The following is a 16,750-nucleotide window of genomic DNA, read 5'->3' on the forward strand; positions in this document are numbered from 1 at the left end:
TGTTGGGCAAACTTATCCTGCATTTCCGGCCTATTAGTCGATTCTTGTACATCAGCTCAGTACTTTGCTTTAGACTTCCTTCAGATTCCACCTCGCGGTGGACACCCTTGTCCTCAACTCGTGATTCCGACTACTACGGCTCACAGTGAACTTTCATCACCTAGCTAACGCCCATGCCGAGCGCACCCAAATTTCACTTGGCAATTTTATTGCCTAGTGAAAGACCAAGTTTTGAGATGCCTGGCGATCTTCCAGGTAGCTCAAAATTGCGTCGGCAGCGTTCCCGACCTTAGTTGTTCGGTGGCTTGCCATCACCATAATCGGTTGCGCAAGTGCGTTAGCACTTACGTTCATTGAATATAGCGCCCCGACCCGGAACCGGCATTGAACGTACACCCAAACTACTACCACCCACCCAAAACAATCCAAACAAACTAACAAAACGTGCCCCAAGCAAAACTCCTCTGTCTGCCATAGCTCTCTTACATCAATAAAAAAAACCGACTAAATAGTCAGCTTAATCAAGCTTATTTTATAAACCGGTCCCACCAGTGAGCCTTTTTCTCACTATTAACCTGCATATTAGCCAAAGTATCGATCGAAGCATCTTCACCAGATTCCTCTTCCGAATCAGCTTTCTTAGCAGCCTTATTTTCAGCTTCAGCTTTTTCCTTCTTAACCTTAGCTTCACGAGCCTTTTGCAAATGCTCTTGATACTTCTTCTCTTTTTCCAACTTAGCTTCGTCTTCACCATTCAACTCAGCATCGCCAGAATTATTCTCTTGCAGCTTAATAATCTTGCGGCTCAAGTTCTGGATCACACGATCTTGTTGATCAATATTAGCCCGGAGTTCCTTAATAGTATTCTCCAAGTTAGCAACCTGAGCATTGTGAGTACCATTACTACTATCACCCGCAGATTCAACCGTAGCCTCAGAAACAGGATAAATCTGCTTAGCTGCCGTCTGTAAAGTCATCTTTGGTCCGTGACCCAATTCCACCATCTTGGAAAAGTCGTCCAAATTCTTTTGCGTATAAAGACGATTATTTTGCTTATTTCTCTCAAAATAGCCGCTATTATTCGTTGAATGTTCGACAATTAAAGAGTATTTACGCAGTGTGGCAACACTGATCCCTAATATTTCGGCTGCCTGAGCCGGCGTTAAAAATTTAGTGTCCTTTGTATTTGTCAAAACGATTCCCCCAAGTTAGATATCATTACAATTATAAAAATTATGTCACATTATATCAACTAAATAATTCAAATCTGCCATCTAAATAAAAATAATTATAAGGTAACACTACTAACATACAATTTTACACATTTATTCGTTATAATATAAGAGTAAATCCAATTTGAGGAGAAAACATATGAAGAAACATCGATTGTTATTAGAATCGGCCGTTGCCTTGTTGATGGCAATGAGTATTTCTGCTCCAGCTTCGACTACTTATGCAGCTACTGAAGCGGCGCTTACTTCTTCTACAGCTGTTCCGACCGATCAGGACGCTACATCTTATACTGCTGAAGAACAAGCAACGATCAACAAACTACAAGCTGAATATGAAGAATTAGTTGGTTCAAACAATTCGATCAGTAATATTTACTCAACTATTCCAAGTATGGCTGCTCCATTTTCTACAGGCGCCTTAACCCCTGAAACGATTCAAAAAATTGTTTCTTGGGTCAATTACTATCGCGAATTATCAGGTTTGCCTGCTATTAACAGCAATACTGATTCTAATGACTTAGCACAAATTGCTTCAGCCGTAATGGCTTTTGCCCAATCAGATCCACAAACTAACCAACACGGACTTAAAGGGACTGCTCAACCACAAGACATTTCTGACCTTTATTGGAACCGAGCTATCTTGGGAACTTCCCAAAGTGACCTTTACTTTGGTTTCCCTTCAACTCTGGGCAGTATCGTGAAGGAATTGATCATCGATAACACTAATATCGATGGTTTTGATACCGGACATCGTGCTTGGTTATTATCACCTTACTTGTCAAAGATCGGTGTAGGTTTGGCTAAAGCCGATACTGGCAGAACTTATGCAAGCTTATTGGTCGCTAATACACCAGACCAATACAACACTCCTAGTCAAGACGTTGTGACTTATCCAGGTTCAGGAGTCTTCCCAGTTGAAGAACTTCAAGATAACAAGGCATTACCTTGGTCAGTTGCTTTTGCCAAAGATTCAGATCTAGTTACTGACAATACAACGATCACTGTCACTAATTTAACCAACGGTACCACTGGCACAGTTTTACCTAGTTATTCAGGTAGCCAAGCTTATTCAAAAACAGTTATTAGTTTCTTGCCACCAACGACTTTAACTATTAATGATCATTCTGAATATAAAGTTACTATTAATGGACTAAATTCAAATACTATGCCAAGCTATAGTTATACATTTAAGACTTTTTCAGAAAATAGTAGTCTAAATAATAGTAATTAATTGTTTAAGCCGACTCCTGTCGGCTTTTCTTTGGTGTATAATCCTTCTTAGAAAAGAGGTTCATTAATTGTCAAGTTCAACCATCACAGGTAATTTTATAATCATTTTAATTACCTTCATATTCGCTTTTTTCTGTGTTGCTGCTGAGTTTGCTTTAGTTCAGACTCGACCCAGTCTGTTAGAAGACGCTATCGAAAAAGGTAACGGCAACCCTAAGAAATTACAACGTGCTTTAAACATGGTCAACAACCTAAATGAATATTTATCGACGACACAAGTTGGTACTAGTATCGCTGGTATCATTTTAGGTTGGATCGGTGAAGGAACCATCGAATACTTGTTAGTAGAGTTCTTTGGTATGGCTCACATGATCAATTCATCTGGTTTACACATCATTGGTTCCGTTGTTGGTGTGCTTCTCTTGACTTATTTTGAAGTGGTCCTTACTGAGATCGTGCCGAAGAACATTTCGATCGACCGTCCATTGCAAATGTTAATGTTAGTCGTTAACCCATTGAGATTTTTCCATTTAGCTACTTATCCATTCGTTTGGTTGTTAAACTCATCATCAAACGGGATCGTTCGTTTAATGGGAATGCAACCAGCTGATTCTGAGAATCAAGTTTTTTCTCAATCAGAGATCCTCAACTTGTCCAAATCATCTATTAAAGGTGGTGACATGGATCAAAATGACGTTGTCTTCATGCAACGTGCATTCGAACTGAATGATAAAGTTGCCAAAGATATCATGGTCGACCGGACTAGTTTATACGTCGTCGATATTACTGATAAAGTAAGTGACGTCATCAAAGACTACTTACAACAAGGCTTCTCCAGATTTCCGGTCGTTGCCGATAATGACAAAGATAAGATCTTAGGATACGTCTACGCCTATGATATCGTTCGACAAAACCAAGTTGATGGCTCGGTTGGTATCAGTCGGATATTGAGATCCGTCAATACAGTGCCTGAGACTATGCCGATCCAAGACATCCTTTCTAAAATGATCAAGAAGCAGACACCGATCGTCATCGTCGTTGATGAATACGGTGGGACTTCCGGTATTGTTACCGATAAGGACATTTATGAAGAATTGTTTGGTACTGTTAAAGATGAGATCGACGTCGTTTCTGACGAGTACATCATCAAGAACGAAGATGGAACTTACAACGTTTCCGGAAAGACAACTTTATATGACTTTGAGCGTTACTTCAGAATAGATATTAAGGAATTCCAAGAATCTGACATTATCACCGTCGGAGGCTATATTTTAGAAAAATTCCCTAATATCAGCCAAAATTCCGAGTTTGACCTCGACAATTTCCACTTCAAAGTTGCTGAATTCGAACATGGTTTTGCTAATTGGTTCAAAGTTTCCATCAACCAGGACCAAGTTACTAAGGATGATAATTTAGCTTCATTGACCACTGTAGACGATTTAAAAGATGATCCTGAAACAGAGTCAAATAAAGACCATGATCAATAAAAGACGATAGTGAAATACCACTAATTTTCAACACTAAAAAACGTGATGCAATCATTTGATTAGCATCACGTTATTTTTTTGAACCCAAATATGTCAGGATATTAGAATCGATTTCATCCCTAGCTGCATCTTCGTACAATCGATCTAAATCGACTTGTAAAGTCATCAAAGCTAGTCGCACCAATTGATGTTGCACTTCATCATCCACTGCTTTTTCTAATTCTGATGAGACTACGCCAGGTTCTAGATCTACATTACTGTATCGATTGTATAGTTCTTGTTCACGATTTTTACTGTCAGGAAAATTATTTTCTTGGTCATAGTGTGTTATTTGTTCATGGATCCAATCACGATTTTGATCTAACAAATTTCCGAACCAAGGCCGGGGAAATCGTGTTTTGACATTGCCGTTATCCCAACTGATCTGGACCGGCCCATGTGTTCGTGAGAGCTTTTTAAAATCTAATTGGTCGATCCATTTTTCCAACAGTTCTGGTCTGATCTGACAATGATATTTTTTTAAAATATCTGACATTTCAGCAAAACTAAAGTAGGCTGATTTTTCATTATTCATCGCGCTTGCTCCCGACGTAATCAAGCAGATTTTCTGAAATATCATCATTGTAAATATCGTCACTTAATTTACTTACGTCGATATTTAAAGCCCTGATCACGATGTCTCTTACTGTCTCGTTAAACTTGTCTTCTCGCTCGAACAACGCTTGACCTTCTTCTTGGATGTAATCATAGCCTGACAAACTGTAGTTTTCCATGAACAGTAAATAATCTTCTAGCTGATCAGGACCTTCGCTTAAATCGCCATATTGTGGACCATGAATTTGCGCATACTCAAAAATCCGGTCACGAATATCACTACCATGTTCGTCGATAACTGCTCCAAACCAAACTTTAGGGTATTCCATCGGTTTTTTTATTTTGTGTTCCAAATGAGCGTTTGCGGGGCTTGCCAAATTTCTTCAGATGTTCATCCGTGTGAAAGGCGTTGATCCAGTTAGCAATTGTTTTCTTATCGTACCCACAACCCTGATTATTCAAGATACTAGTCATTTCAACGATCGTGTAAAAATTCATATCGTCCGTGTTGTATACTTTCCCTTCTTCATCAGCCATTTTAAAGGCCTCCTTCTTTGATTTCAAAATCAGTATATCCCTTGATATGATTGATGTCACGGCGACTATTTTCGATTATAAATATTGTTATATCAACGAATTGTTGATATATCTTGCTGTCTAGCTTTTCGTTTATCAATGTTAAAATCATCATATCTGGAGTTTAAAAAAACTGATTTAGGCGGATATGTTAGGATTCCTGTTTATTATAGCTATTTTCCAATTACAATTTTAGATAACAAAAGAGACAACGCTGGTTTTGGCGTTGTCTCTTTTGGTGTGTGGTTTTAAAAAATGAATGGACCTTTTTATTTCTGTGGTAGTTCTAGTGATAGTTTTTATATTTCTCAACTTTGTGGTAGTAATTCTTTAGTTCAACTAATTCAAAACGAGTTGCAAGGGGCGATTGACCACACGACTATTCTTTATCTTCTTTATGCTTTAACTTGATCGTAATCGATGATATTTACACTGTTATCGATTGTTTCAAAGTCATTCTTTAATACTAGTAATTGTGTCTTAGGATTTACTTGTAGTTTTAGACCTGGTTTTAAGAATTCTTCGGCACTTTCTTTGTAGTAGACGGTACCTAGTTCACTGTCCAATTTGATTGCGTAGTCTGATAGATTTTCGTCTTTATCGACTGCGATGATGCGGAATTTAGTGATCAATGCACAGTCACCTGTTCCTGAGAAACGACCTGTTCCGTCATCAAGATCTAGGATAATTGCTTTGTCATTATATTTTGCTAATTTTGCTTGTGCTTCTGGAGTAATTTCGATTTTCATACTAATATCTCCTCATCAATTGTATTTATATTTAGCGGTACTCCCCCAGTCGATGATACTTAAGATAAATACCATGAAGACTATGGAAATGTAGCTTGTGAAAATACCGTTGAGTATATTATACAAAACATCCCTAACATTGTACTCTACGTTGCTTGTGATAAATGTCGCGATAGGATAATAGATGATGACCAAAACGATGGCAAGCAGTATGGCTGTACAGATCCCGACTGTTCCCATATGATGGAAAAATAATTTTTTCGACTTTACTTTGGTCCATAATCTTAATGAAAAAAGCACAAAAATAACGCTAGCAACCATGATGGACGCTTTCACAAATTGCTTGATTTCTTTAATGTGCTGAAGAGATTGATCGATCGGACCAATATCATTATTAACGATTTGATCCATGATGCCGCGGTTACTCTCGACCGTTTGATCAACTTCACTATCAATATTCAATCCGTCAGTTTTCGCCTGTTTCTTAATATTATCGCCAATAGTAGTCAATACCACTGATCCAATCGTCAAATTAGGGTCACCATCGTAGAGTTCATCCACGGAAGTGTCAATAATACCTTTGACTTGCTCCGAGCTAAGTTGTGTCGACGACAGATTCTTGAACGGTGTATAACTGTCGACAATACTACCCAGCTTTTGATTAGTATAATTTTTGATCAGCGCAACATTACTGTCGCTACTAACAACTTTTTTAACATAACTGCCATTTAAAACGGTAGTCAGAGTTATGCCCATGAAAACAATGATCATCAAGCAGAGCGATAATAAAATAAGGGTGAAACCATGACGATTGTATACTGATTTGCTCATTTTTAATTCTCCAAAGCTATTTTTGCGATTTCTAAAGGTTTATTGACGATCCAATCAGATGAAGCCTGACTAAGTTCGTTTTTGTCCCCAAAACCGTATGTTACTCCTATTGCCTTTAGATTATTCTTGTGAGCCCCTATAACATCACTGCTACGGTCCCCTACCATAACAAGATTGTCAGAGTTTAGATCTACCGATGTCTTTTCCATCCCGTAAGAAATAACATCTTCTTTTAATGAACGAGTTACTTCGTCATCTGAAGCACCAAATACATGTCGAATGTACGGTTTCATGCCAAAGTGTTCTACAATATTCTTAGCGTGTACTTCAGGTTTAGAAGTAGCAACGAAAATTTCCTTGCCGCTATCTTTTAGTTGTTCTAGCATTTCGTAAACGCCATCGATGACTGTCAGCTCTTTCCAACCTTCAACATCGTAATATTCACGAAATGACTTCATACGTTCTTTAGCAATCGGATCATTTACTTCAATATTATCGTATTTCTTGAAGGAATAGCTAAAAGTTGGTCCGATAAATTTTCTCAGAGTGGCATCATCGTGTGGAACATAGCCTAAAGTATGTTCGTACATGTATTTCAGACCCTTCATAATTCCCTTTTCGGAATTGACCAAGGTGCCGTCTAAATCAAAAAATAAATTATTCAAAAATAAGTCATCCTTTTATGTTAGATTTTAAGTAGTAGATAAAGTATAAGGCATTTTACCAAAAAATGCTTAATCAAATTATCGTAGGTATGTCAATATGAAAGTTAGAAAACCAGAAAAATACACTAATATCGATTCTGGTCTAACTGATAAAGAAGTCCAAGAGAAGGTAACTCAAGGTCTAACTAACGTTCAGATCAAAAAGTTATCTCGTTCTATTCCACAAATTTTAGCAGATAATATTTTTACGCTATTTAATTTGTTAAACTTGGTCATCACTCTTTTAATCGGTTGGACAGGTTCTTATCGCAATTTATTCTTCCTCGGACCAGTTTTGGCCAATATCATAATTGGAAGTTTCCAACAAATCAGAGCTAAATTAACGGTCGACAAGATCAACTTAGTTAATGAACAGGAATTTACCGTCCTACGAAATAACCGAGAAATCGACGTCCCAATCGAAGATTTAGTTCAAGATGATATTGTCCTACTTAAACGTGGAAATACCATCCCCGCTGACGGGATAGTTGTGTCTGCCAACGGTCTGCAAACTAATGAATCTAGTATCACTGGTGAATCCGATACGATCAAAAAAAGTATCGGCGACTCAGTTTATTCAGGGAGCTTTGCCATTGCTGGTTTAGCCAAGATCCAACTGACCCAAGTCGGGATGAACAGCTTTGTTTCTAAACTATCAAATGCTGTCAGCCAAGAAAAGGGTTCTGAGAGTATCTTGATGAAAATTATAAATAATATTATCAAGATTTTAACATATACTATCGTACCGATCGGATTAATTTTATTTTTCCGTTCATATTCACAAAATGGAAACGTCGCAACATCGATCCTCGGAACTAGTGCTTCCGTCATTGGCATGATCCCAGAAGGACTTGTCTTGTTGACAGCCGTAGCTTTAGCAACAGGTGCTTACAATTTGTCCAAGCGCAAGATCTTAGTACGGTCATTGAACGCCATCGAGACATTAGCTAGAGTTAACACCCTTTGTTTAGATAAAACGGGAACTATCACTACTGGTAAATTAACTGTTAAAAAAGTCATTCCCGAAACTGGCTTCAGTGAGAATTTCGTCAAAGAAGTAGCAGCCACGATCGTGAAAGTCACTCAGGAGACTAACGCCACCGCTCAAGCGATCAAGCAATTAAATTCCCAGACGTTCACGGATAAGGTCAAAGAAATCCTACCCTTCTCATCTGAAACAAAATATTCTGGCTACATCGCCGAAAGTAATACTAAATACACTATGGGTGCTCCAGAATTCATTATTGATCACCCCAGTGAAAAAACTTCAGCGGCGGTCAAACAAGCAGCCGAAAAAGGATTTCGGGTCATTGCCGTTTTACAAAGCAAAGACAATGATCAGCAACTCCTAGGCTTGATCTTCATTTCAGATGAAGTCAGAAAACAAGCCAAATCAACTTTTTCATATTTAAAGAACCAAGGCATCGACTTAAAGATCATTTCCGGTGACAATCCAGTCACAGTTTCCAACGTCGCTGCCCAAGCAGGTATCGATAAAACTGACAATTATATCGATATGAGTACAGTCCCTGAAGATGCTGACTATCAAGAATTGGTCAAGAAATATCGCGTCTTCGGCCGGGTCCGTCCCAAAGAAAAATCCGATTTGATCAAAGCAATGCAAGATAACGGCTTAACTGTTGGTATGACGGGAGACGGTGTCAACGACGTATTAGCCATGCGCCAATCAGATTGTAGTATTGCCGTCGCCGGTGAAAGTGACGCCGCCGAAGCCTCAGCCGACTTCGTCTTATTGAACCGTAACTTCGACTCAATGATCTTCATGCTCAACGAAGGAAGACGAGTGATCAACAACGTCGAAAGAGTGGCTTCGTTATATTTGATCAAAACAATTTATTCAGTAGTATTATCCGTAGTTTTCATCTTCTTAGGGACCGGCTATCCATTCCAGCCCTCACAACTAACGCCAGTAAACGCCTTAACCGTCGGCATACCAACCTTCATCCTAGCGCTGGAACCAAATTATCGGCCACCAGCAGGAAGATTCATGCGCAACGTCATGGAAATCGCCTTGCCGGCAGCCATCTGTAACATCACATTACTACTAGTGATCAACGGAGTCGGTGGTTGGGCAAACCTAAGCTACAAATCAAAATCAACCATGTCCGTCTTCGCAATCGGAATAATCGGCTACTGTGCATTAATAGCCATCAGCAATCCATTAATAATCCGAAAGAAAATAATGATAGCAACCTCGATCATCCTCTTCATCATAGCCTTCACCTACTCCGACAAACTATTTGGACTCCAAAGCATCTTCGACCTAAGATTCACCTTCATCTACATCTCGATAGTCCTAGTAGCTTGGCCACTATTCATGTTCATGCGTGAAGTACTAGGCAGACGAGTCTTTTCAAAAATAAATTGGAAATAACAAAAACACAGAGAGCGCAGCGAGGTTGGTCAGCTGCTGAGGATTAACGCGAGTGGTCGCACAAGGTGCGGCAAAGCCGTACCGCGACCACCCGTGTTAACCGGAGGCCGCTGTCGCCTGGAACTCGTTTCAACATCCTTCCGGATAAAACAAAAAACCGCAACAACCTTAAAAAAATCAATAGTCTGGTCAGGATCAAAATCCTAAACCAGACTATTTTTTATTTATCCAAATGCAGCCGTTTTTGCTTAGCATGTTTCCTATCCAAAAAATGAATCAATTTAAAATAACCAAAAATACAACCAACAACCAAAGTCGCGATCCCAGAAACCAAAGACTCAGACTTATTCTTATCAGCCACCAACAAAACCCCAGTAGTAATCAACAAAATACCAAAAACAATTTCAAAAAACAAATAATCATTATCATCCATAACAAAGCCCCCATCCAGCATCCTCCATCTCTCAAATCCATTATGGAAGCCCAGGAAAAAGATGCAAACAAAGCAACTTTGAAAAAGAGCAAAAAAATAAGACAGATGCTGGATGGGGGCATCTGTCTTAAAAAGATCGGCGTAGTATTGATGAGTATAAACACGTATCAGTCTCGTGGGAGGAATTACGAATTTATGGTCATAGATCAATACTATGGGGGTGTCACGATCTTTGCCAATAAAATTGGCGAGCAATCGATCTAACAAAGTTGGAGGGGGAAAGTTTCTTCCAAGAAAACCAGTCTCATTACTTACAAGAGGAGTGAAGTAAACTAATCAGTCAAATATCGGATGGCTTACTATCCGAAGGGGAAGAAACATGAAGGATGGGTTGAAACCAACTTTGAAAGTTCGATCTAAACCTTGCTGTAAGGGAAATAGCCAAAAGCTCATGGCAAGCTCCAAAGGCGTAACCCTCTTTTCGCACCAGTTAGGTTTATAATTATAATAATATCTTTTAGTGAAAAAGTAAATTAAATTTTGTCTAATGTTTTATAATAAAAAATAAAGTTACATAATAAACAGCTTACTATCACTGATACAGTCGGTTGCATATGATTAATTTTTTTAATTTTAATTAAAGCCAAACTAATCACTTTTTAAAAATCGATAAACCAATTTTCACAAACGACCGACTTTGCTTCTAATTTCAAAAAACAATCAAAGAAATTGCGAGAGTGCGAGGCACAAGCACGCGAGCAAGAAGCGAAAGTCAGCGAACAAAAAATATATCGTCTCTTATCAAACTAACAAAACAAGAAAACTAATAACAGCAATGTAAGCAGGAAGCAAATTGAGCGGAGCAAAGTCCCGCGAACCGAGAAAAGAGTCAGTAATCTAGATAGAGAATATATCGTAACAAGAAAAGGAAGCTCCTACTCCCCACCAGAATAGATAAAACCTGAGATAGACATGTGAGAAATAGGACGAGCAAACAGTGCCAACTTGCACAAAATAAATCGGTAAATCTCAAAAAGGGGGGGATTAATGTCTCTATCTAGACGGAGGGGCCCGGGGATACAGACCTCAGTGGTGAAATTCCTCTTGGCGACGAAGGAGCTTAGAGGAAGGTGCAGTTTTGAAACAAGCGAGCGCCCTTTGCTCGATTGGTTCAAAATGTGCCCACCACGTTCCAGCGTCTATATCCCCGGGCCCCGGAGTCGGCATTGAACGTACCAACCAAACTACTACCTCCACACCACGACACCAAACAAACTAACAAAACGTGCCCCAAGCAAAACTCCTCTGTCTGCCATAGCTCTCTTACATTTTTGCAATAAAAAAAGCCAACACCAAAAGTGTTGACCAAATCAAAAACCTAATTCAACTTACGATACTGATCACGAACCTCAAACAAAGAACTAATCGACTGATCACTCTCGATCATCTCAATAGAATCCCCAACCAGTCCAGTAACAGACAAAATAGTAAGCTTATCAAACATACACTCGTCAGGAACAACAATAGAATCAGTAACCACAACCTCTTCCAAGTCAGAATCTTGCAACTTAGAAGTAGCCTTCTCAGAAAAGATAGGATGTGTAGCAGCACCAATAACACGTGTAGCCCCAGCAACCTTCAAAGCGTGGGCACTATTGATCATACGAGTACCAGTATCAATCAAATCATCAACAATAATACATACCTTACCGTCAACCTCACCAATAATATTAGGCACAACATCATTGTCTTCAGTTGAACGTTGATCAACAATAGCGATTTGAGACCCAAATACCTCAGCCAAAGCACGGGCACGCTTAGTAGAATTATGATCAGGAGCAACAAAAACTACATCGTCACTAGGCTCTTTAATAGTATCTTTGAAATAACTAGCAAAAATTGGCATAGCACGTAAGTGATCAACAGGAATATCAAAAAATCCTTGAATTTGTTCCGCATGCATATCCAAAGCAATAACACGGTCCACCTTACCCATTTCCAACATATTAGCAAACAACTTAGCTGAAATAGGTTCTCTGGCACGTGACTTACGATCTGAACGTGTATAAGCAAAATATGGCAATACACAAGTGATCATATGCGTACTTGCTCTTCTTAAAGCATCAACAGCGATCATCAGTTCCATAAAGTTATCATTAACAGGATCTGAAACTGAATGGATAATATAAACATTCTTACCACGAATACTCTCGTTGATTTGAATATTGATCTCACCATCGCTAAAGTGTGAAACAGATGCATCTAAAAGTGGGATCCCCATATATTTAGAAATTCTCTTGGCAACAGGCATATTCCCATTTAATGCAAGTAATGCAACTTTATCTAATGATTTATTAGACATAACTTCCTCCAAAAATTTTATAAAATAACCGGTGAATTGATTGGTTTACTCTCATCTGCAATGACTAATCCCATATCGGAATCCGTAACTTCCTTACGTCCATTTCGGACGGGCGCAGTCATAACAATTGTAAACTTATAATTCAATTTTACACTTAATTTGAGATATTCGTCCATTAAATAACTATCAATTTTTCCATTTAAGTACAAATGATACTTTGGATACCTTTTCATGATTTTTTCGACCGTCGCAACATTATCGAGATTCTTGATTTGTGCAACCGTCAAGGCGATTCCGACTCTTTCGGCAAAATTGCCTAAAAATTTATTCTTCTCATCAGGTTTCAGTTGTGGCTTACCAAAAACATTCTTTTTGATATAATCTTCAACACTACTCATGTGATACCCCTTTCAAAAATTCTTAAATAACTACCCTTTATTGGTCAATAAATTGTATAATGAAGCCAATGAAAGGATGTGGTAACCATGGATGAAATGGTATTTTTCAATCCGGGAGATGCGATAGCTAACTCACGTGATTTCGGAGAAGCTGTTCGCGGTGCTCAAATTTATAAAGCTAAAGATCCATACGAATCATCCTTAATTATCGCCGAAGATGCAACAAATAAAAAGAGTTTTGCTGTTTATTTCGCTTCGGATGAGAAGAGTGATGTTAAAGATAATGATAAGAGCGTGGTTCCTTATCATGTTAAGAAGAAGATTTAGGTTTGTTTTTAGGCTTTGCTGATTGAATATATATGTCAGCAGAGCTTTTTTGTTTTGGTTTTGAATTTTTTTTGAGGGTATATGTTGGGTGGTGGTTCATTGCCGGTTCTGTGGGGGTTCCAGGAATTGCGCCGTGGAACGCCATGGACGCCACTTTGAACCAATCGAGAAGACCACTCGCTTGTTTCAAAGCTGGGTCTTTCACTAAGCGGTGAAACCGCTAAGTGAAATTTCATGGCTGACGGCGAATTCCTTCCACCCCCACAGGACCTAAGGTAGTATAAAACTCACTTTTTGGTGGGGTCACGGTACTTATCCCTACACAGGTAGGTTGTTTGGGCTTGATAGTTGAACTTAGATTTTCACGGTCTTACGATTTTGGTTACTCGATTTATCTTTTAAATTTTTTGAGAATACATTATCGAAACATTCAAATTATAAGCTCGATTCAAAACTTGAATAATATGAAATTTGGTTTAGGTCGGGGTTTGATCTTGGTTTTGCTTTTGCTTTTGCTTTTACTATCTTGGTAAAGATTGAGATAGACATGTGAGAAATAGGACGATCAAACAGTGCCAATTTGATCAAAATAAATCGGTAAATCTCAACCCGAGGGGGGATTATACATACTTACCTAGGTGGAGGGTCGGGGCGCTATATGGGCTCAGCCGCCAAATTCCTCTTGGCGACGAAGGAGCTTAGAGGAAGACTCGTATTTGAGATTGTTCGGGCGATCTTCCCGAATAAGCTCAAATCGATGTCGGCAGCGTTCCAGTCCCATATAGCGCCCCGACCCGGAACCGGCATTGAACGTACAGCCAAACTACTACCTCAACCCAAAACAAACTAAACTAAAATCCCAGCACATCTCAACACCAACTAAAGCAACCAAACCTCTACTGCTGCTTATTTCCTCTTACATTTATACAAGAAACTCTGACAATGCACCCAACAACTGTGCTTGATCAGCCAGTTCAGCAGTCTTAAGTTCAGACTTAAGCAACCCTGCTGGCACCAATTGTCGCAACTGATCCATCAACAAATCAGTCAAAAAATCACCTTGCTGCGACACAGCACCACCGATCACAATAACTTCTGGATCAAACAAAAGCACAATCTCAGCCAATCCCCTAGCCACTTCATAAGCCCAACGATCCAAAATTTTCTTATAAAATTCATCGCCACTTTTAGCCAGTGCAAAAGCCTCAATAACACCAACATGATACTGTTTAAGATCCGCTTCAAGCGCCAAAGTAGAAGCTCTTTGCTCATAGTAAGTGTCGCTTTCTTTTTCATAAAGAATATAGCCGATCGAATTAGCAAAATTGTGTTCGCCGCTGATCAAATGACCGTTTTGCAAATTGGCACCGCCAATACCAGTTCCAAGAGCAATACAGTATGCATTGTCCATTTCCTTAGCAGTACCATCAACTGCTTCACCCAATAAAGCCGCGTCAACATCATTCACCACAAAAACTGGCAATGTTGTGGCCTCTTCTAATTCTTGCTTGATCTTAGTCCCTTGATAGTCTGGAATAGTTGGTCCAGCGTACAAAATAGCACCATCATCTCCAACGATCCCAGCGGTACTTACACCGATCCCACTCAACAAATTCTTCTGTTGAAATTGATGTGAGATTTCGATCAATTGTTTTAAAATATGACCATCTTTGTTATGTTCTGTGTTCACTTTTCCTGGTTCAGTAATATTTAACTCACTGTCAACTAATGCATATTTAATTGTAGTACCACCAACGTCGAATGCTAGATATTTTTTCGTCATTTTAATTGCCTCATTTCAGTAATCATTATTGTAATTGTGCATTATAATACTTATTATTGTATTAAACATGTTAAGGAGTGCATTTTATGAAGATCCTTAAAAAAATCGAAGAAGACCTACCTTCTCTTTCTCGGCAAGAAAGAAAAGTAGCTTTAGAAATCATTCAAAATCCCCAAAAAGTTCAAACGATGAATATTACAACTTTAGCGAAGAAAGTTGCTGTTAGTAATGCCACGATCACCCGTTTTGTAAAAAAAATGGGCTGTCATGATTTTTACGAATTGAAGCTCAATTTAGCTAGCAATTGTCCCGTGGAATCTAAAGAGATCAGTAAAGGTTCAATTGCTGATGAAGTTTTTTCCTTTTACAAGAGCGTGCTGGGTGATACTGCCGACCGGATCGATCTCGATGAACTAAAAGAAATCGTTCAAGTCATCTCCAATTGTCGTCGGATCTATGTCTTTGGTATTGGAAGTTCGGGTTACACGGCTCAAGAAATGGCTCAACGCCTGATCCGGATGGGTATCGCTGCCTATCCAATGACTGAAAGCCACATTATGTATATCACCAGTGGGATCATCAATAAAGACGATGTTATCTTGGCATTATCCACGTCGGGAAGTACAACTGATCTTAACAAAGCCGCTGATCTGGCTCAACAAAGTGGGGCCAAAGTTATTGGTATCACTGGGGTTGAAAAAAGTCACTTATATGAATTAGCCGATTATCCGGTACTCGTCAAGAACAGTGAATTTATTGATAACACTCATTTTATTAATTCGCAATTTGCTATTACTTACGTTCTCGACATCATTACAACTTTACTGCTAGATAACAGTACTTATCAAGAACGTCTCAGTCACACTGTTGAGATCGTGATGGATAATAAATTTCGTAATAACAATTAAAAAGCCCAAAGGAAGTCAATTTGACATCCCTTGAGCTTTTTTTAGGCATTGACCGCGTTGATGAATTTCGATGCAATTTCTAATGGTCTAGTGATAGCACCACCGACTACAACTGCGTGACATCCTAATTCAATGCAGCGGCGAGCCTTTTTAGGAGTGTCCACTTTGCCCTCAGCAATGACAGGTTTCTTCGAAACTTTAAGTACTTCTTTCAAGTATTCAAAATCATTATCAGCTACGTTCATGCCAGTCGTTTCAGGGGTGTAACCATGCATTGTCGTTCCGATAATATCAAAACCTAGTTCATTAGCTTCACGCACATTGTCTAAGGTCGCCGTGTCAGCCATCAACAATGTATCAGGAAACTCCTGGCGCATTTGTTTCACGATGTCAGCTAATTTTTCACCGTTTGGTCGCTTTTGACCAGTAACATCACAGGCAACTACTTCCGCACCAGTGCTAGCAACTGCTCGCATCTCTTTGATCGTAGGTGTGATATAAACTGGAGAATCTGGATAGTCAACTTTGTCTAATCCAATTATTGGTAATTTCGTTTCATCTTGGATCGCTTGAATGTCCACGACGGAATTGCATCTAATTGCAACTGAGCCTGCTTGCTTAGCGGCTCTAGCCATCCGTGACATAATGAATGAACTATGAAGTGGTTCACCATCTAATGCCTGACAAGAAACGATCAAGTGTCCTTTGGTTACTTCCATAAAGTTATTTTTCATATTCACT

The 16,750-nt window shown here is 39.1% G+C and carries 20 protein-coding genes; 6 read left to right on the forward strand and 14 right to left on the reverse strand.

Features of this window, described 5'->3' with window-relative positions:
* Nucleotides 1–527: 527 nt before the first annotated feature.
* On the reverse strand, nt 528–1,193 hold the full coding sequence (locus EKM78_RS07675; RefSeq protein WP_125771000.1) for a hypothetical protein: 666 nt from the start codon (nt 1,191–1,193) through the stop codon (nt 528–530).
* A gap of 178 nt (nt 1,194–1,371) precedes the next feature.
* Here EKM78_RS07675 and EKM78_RS07680 point away from each other — a divergent pair, with 178 nt between their 5' ends.
* Nucleotides 1,372–2,463, forward strand: coding sequence for a CAP domain-containing protein (locus tag EKM78_RS07680; RefSeq protein ID WP_125771001.1), 1,092 nt, complete (start codon nt 1,372–1,374; stop codon nt 2,461–2,463).
* A 67-nt stretch (nt 2,464–2,530) separates the two neighbouring features.
* Nucleotides 2,531–3,949: a hemolysin family protein gene (locus tag EKM78_RS07685; protein ID WP_125771003.1), complete on the forward strand. Its 1,419-nt coding sequence runs from the start codon at nt 2,531–2,533 to the stop codon at nt 3,947–3,949.
* Nucleotides 3,950–4,019: 70 nt separating this feature from the next.
* Here EKM78_RS07685 and EKM78_RS07690 read toward each other — a convergent pair whose 3' ends face one another.
* From EKM78_RS07690 to EKM78_RS07715, 6 genes are all read right to left on the reverse strand, one after another.
* A complete protein-coding gene (locus EKM78_RS07690) occupies nt 4,020–4,523 on the reverse strand; it encodes a hypothetical protein (RefSeq protein ID WP_125771005.1) in 504 nt (167 codons plus the stop codon).
* The gene (locus EKM78_RS07695; protein WP_125771007.1) at nt 4,516–4,872 is read right to left on the reverse strand and encodes a hypothetical protein; all 357 of its coding nucleotides are present in this window, start codon (nt 4,870–4,872) and stop codon (nt 4,516–4,518) included. Before EKM78_RS07695 ends, EKM78_RS07690 begins: the two co-directional genes overlap by 8 nt.
* A complete protein-coding gene (locus tag EKM78_RS07700) occupies nt 4,859–5,080 on the reverse strand; it encodes a hypothetical protein (protein ID WP_125771009.1) in 222 nt (73 codons plus the stop codon). Before EKM78_RS07700 ends, EKM78_RS07695 begins: the two co-directional genes overlap by 14 nt.
* Before the next feature lie 434 nt (nt 5,081–5,514).
* Nucleotides 5,515–5,868: an iron-sulfur cluster biosynthesis family protein gene (locus EKM78_RS07705; RefSeq protein ID WP_125771011.1), complete on the reverse strand. Its 354-nt coding sequence runs from the start codon at nt 5,866–5,868 to the stop codon at nt 5,515–5,517.
* 15 nt (nt 5,869–5,883) lie between these two features.
* Complete coding sequence (locus EKM78_RS07710; protein WP_125771013.1) at nt 5,884–6,699, reverse strand: hypothetical protein; 816 nt, start codon at nt 6,697–6,699, stop codon at nt 5,884–5,886.
* A 2-nt stretch (nt 6,700–6,701) separates the two neighbouring features.
* Nucleotides 6,702–7,364: an HAD hydrolase-like protein gene (locus tag EKM78_RS07715; RefSeq protein WP_125771015.1), complete on the reverse strand. Its 663-nt coding sequence runs from the start codon at nt 7,362–7,364 to the stop codon at nt 6,702–6,704.
* 97 nt (nt 7,365–7,461) lie between these two features.
* On the opposite strand from EKM78_RS07715, the gene EKM78_RS07720 reads away from it, so the two are divergent.
* A complete protein-coding gene (locus tag EKM78_RS07720; RefSeq protein WP_125771017.1) occupies nt 7,462–9,798 on the forward strand; it encodes an HAD-IC family P-type ATPase in 2,337 nt (778 codons plus the stop codon).
* A gap of 220 nt (nt 9,799–10,018) precedes the next feature.
* Here EKM78_RS07720 and EKM78_RS07725 read toward each other — a convergent pair whose 3' ends face one another.
* Nucleotides 10,019–10,231, reverse strand: a complete 213-nt coding sequence (locus EKM78_RS07725; RefSeq protein ID WP_125771019.1) for a hypothetical protein — start codon at nt 10,229–10,231, stop codon at nt 10,019–10,021.
* Nucleotides 10,232–10,273: 42 nt separating this feature from the next.
* On the opposite strand from EKM78_RS07725, the gene EKM78_RS12670 reads away from it, so the two are divergent.
* Entirely contained in the window at nt 10,274–10,495 is a 222-nt protein-coding gene (locus tag EKM78_RS12670) for a hypothetical protein (RefSeq protein WP_164507253.1), read from the forward strand.
* 822 nt (nt 10,496–11,317) lie between these two features.
* Here the strand turns inward: EKM78_RS12670 and EKM78_RS12675 are convergent.
* From EKM78_RS12675 to EKM78_RS07735, 3 genes are all read right to left on the reverse strand, one after another.
* Nucleotides 11,318–11,470: a hypothetical protein gene (locus EKM78_RS12675; RefSeq protein WP_211334346.1), complete on the reverse strand. Its 153-nt coding sequence runs from the start codon at nt 11,468–11,470 to the stop codon at nt 11,318–11,320.
* Nucleotides 11,471–11,609: 139 nt separating this feature from the next.
* Nucleotides 11,610–12,593: a ribose-phosphate diphosphokinase gene (locus EKM78_RS07730; protein ID WP_125771021.1), complete on the reverse strand. Its 984-nt coding sequence runs from the start codon at nt 12,591–12,593 to the stop codon at nt 11,610–11,612.
* A gap of 17 nt (nt 12,594–12,610) precedes the next feature.
* Nucleotides 12,611–12,991: a YueI family protein gene (locus EKM78_RS07735; RefSeq protein WP_125771023.1), complete on the reverse strand. Its 381-nt coding sequence runs from the start codon at nt 12,989–12,991 to the stop codon at nt 12,611–12,613.
* An 87-nt stretch (nt 12,992–13,078) separates the two neighbouring features.
* Here EKM78_RS07735 and EKM78_RS07740 point away from each other — a divergent pair, with 87 nt between their 5' ends.
* Entirely contained in the window at nt 13,079–13,318 is a 240-nt protein-coding gene (locus tag EKM78_RS07740) for a hypothetical protein (RefSeq protein ID WP_125771025.1), read from the forward strand.
* On the opposite strand, the gene EKM78_RS12680 is transcribed toward EKM78_RS07740, so the two are convergent.
* Both EKM78_RS12680 and EKM78_RS07745 read right to left on the reverse strand, forming a co-directional pair.
* Nucleotides 13,302–13,523, reverse strand: coding sequence for a hypothetical protein (locus EKM78_RS12680; RefSeq protein ID WP_164507255.1), 222 nt, complete (start codon nt 13,521–13,523; stop codon nt 13,302–13,304). The two genes, EKM78_RS07740 and EKM78_RS12680, sit on opposite strands and share 17 nt — an antisense overlap.
* Before the next feature lie 717 nt (nt 13,524–14,240).
* Nucleotides 14,241–15,101 (reverse strand): ROK family protein, encoded by an 861-nt coding sequence (locus EKM78_RS07745; protein WP_125771027.1) that lies wholly within the window; start codon nt 15,099–15,101, stop codon nt 14,241–14,243.
* Nucleotides 15,102–15,187: 86 nt separating this feature from the next.
* Here EKM78_RS07745 and EKM78_RS07750 point away from each other — a divergent pair, with 86 nt between their 5' ends.
* Nucleotides 15,188–16,009 carry a MurR/RpiR family transcriptional regulator gene (locus EKM78_RS07750; protein ID WP_125771029.1) on the forward strand — a complete coding sequence of 274 codons (822 nt, stop codon included), beginning with the start codon at nt 15,188–15,190 and terminating at the stop codon, nt 16,007–16,009.
* Between the two features lie 41 nt (nt 16,010–16,050).
* Here EKM78_RS07750 and EKM78_RS07755 read toward each other — a convergent pair whose 3' ends face one another.
* Nucleotides 16,051–16,743: an N-acetylmannosamine-6-phosphate 2-epimerase gene (locus EKM78_RS07755; protein WP_125771031.1), complete on the reverse strand. Its 693-nt coding sequence runs from the start codon at nt 16,741–16,743 to the stop codon at nt 16,051–16,053.
* Nucleotides 16,744–16,750: the final 7 nt, after the last annotated feature.

Source organism: Companilactobacillus furfuricola (assembly GCF_003946325.1).
Classification (GTDB): domain Bacteria; phylum Bacillota; class Bacilli; order Lactobacillales; family Lactobacillaceae; genus Companilactobacillus; species Companilactobacillus furfuricola.